Source organism: Sphingomonas sp. Ag1 (assembly GCF_000980895.1).
Taxonomy (GTDB): domain Bacteria; phylum Pseudomonadota; class Alphaproteobacteria; order Sphingomonadales; family Sphingomonadaceae; genus Sphingomonas; species Sphingomonas panaciterrae.
Genome location: NZ_LAZX01000004.1, coordinates 1 through 1,105, shown reverse-complemented (window position 1 = coordinate 1,105; position 1,105 = coordinate 1). Strand labels below are relative to the sequence as shown.

The 1,105-nt window shown below is 66.2% G+C and carries 2 protein-coding genes; one reads left to right on the top strand and one right to left on the bottom strand.

Annotated features, from left to right (window positions below):
- Positions 1 to 434, top strand: a 434-nt coding sequence (locus XM50_RS00045; RefSeq protein ID WP_046406268.1) for a response regulator, incomplete at its 5' end; no start/stop codon positions are given.
- 19 nt (positions 435 to 453) lie between these two features.
- Here XM50_RS00045 and XM50_RS00040 read toward each other — a convergent pair.
- Positions 454 to 927, bottom strand: coding sequence for an Lrp/AsnC family transcriptional regulator (locus tag XM50_RS00040; protein WP_046406266.1), 474 nt, complete (start codon positions 925 to 927; stop codon positions 454 to 456).
- Positions 928 to 1,105 lie beyond the last annotated feature (178 nt).

Here is a 1,105-nt window from a genome sequence, read left to right as displayed (position 1 = left end):
CCCGCGCCGCCGCCGCGCCGACCGCGGAGCCGCTCACACCGGCGGTGCTTCGCCACGCGCTGCCGACGCAGCGGGTGCTGATGGTCGAGGATAATGAGGTGGTCGGCCGCTTCGCCCGCACCCTCCTGGAGGAACTGGGCCAGACGACGACCTGGGCGACCAACGGCGAATCCGCGCTTCGGCTGCTGGAGGAATCGAACGGCGGTTTCGATCTCGTCTTTACCGACGTGGTGATGCCCGGGATCAGCGGGATCGACCTTGCCAAGGAAGTGGAACGCCGCTGGCCGCATTGCCGCGTCGTGCTGACCAGCGGCTACAGCCACGTTCTGGCCGAGGAGGGGAACCACGGCTTCCCGCTGCTGCGCAAACCCTATTCGCTCGACAAGCTGATGAGCGTGCTGGGCGTCGCCCCGGCGGCAAAGCTCGCTTCCTGACCAGCGCGTCCGCCGCGCCTCACCCCCCGGCGTCGCGAATCGTTTCCATCACCACGAAGGTCGATGTGCTCGCGACATTGGGCAGCGTCGAGATGCGCTCGCCCAGCACCGCGCGATAGCTGCGCATGTCGGCGGTGCGCACCTTCAGCAGATAATCGAAGTGGCTGGCGATCATATGGCATTCCTCCACCTCGGGAATGGCCAGCACCCCCCGCCGGAATTCCTCCAGCGCCGCCTCGCGCGTGTCGGACAGCTTCACCTCGGTAAAGGCGACATGCCCCTGCCCCAGCCGCGCCGGGTCGATCACCGCCCGAAAGCCGCGGATGATCCCGCGATCGGTCAGCCGCTTCAGCCGCACCTGGCACGGCGTCTTGGACAGGCCGACGCGCTTTGCCAGTTCGGTGACCGACAACCGACCGTCAGTGCGCAGGATCTGGATGATCTTTCGGTCGAACAGGTCGAGTTCTTCCGGATCAAAGGGCGAAACGTCCATCCACAGCCTCAATGACGAGCCAAAGCGTCTGAGACAGGCCATATCATAAGTCGGATCGCCCGGACGAGCCTCACTATATAGCGGCCATCAACTTTCCGGACTGAGACCATGGCCGATCTCCCCCCGCTGTTTGCCGATTTCGCCCCGCCGGTCCGTGCCGCGACGCCGCTGCGCGCCG

Bases quoted from the DNA above. Each gene is read 5' to 3' on its own strand.
- XM50_RS00040 (WP_046406266.1), bottom strand. From the start codon at position 927: ATGGACGTTTCGCCCTTTGATCCGGAAGAACTCGACCTGTTCGACCGA.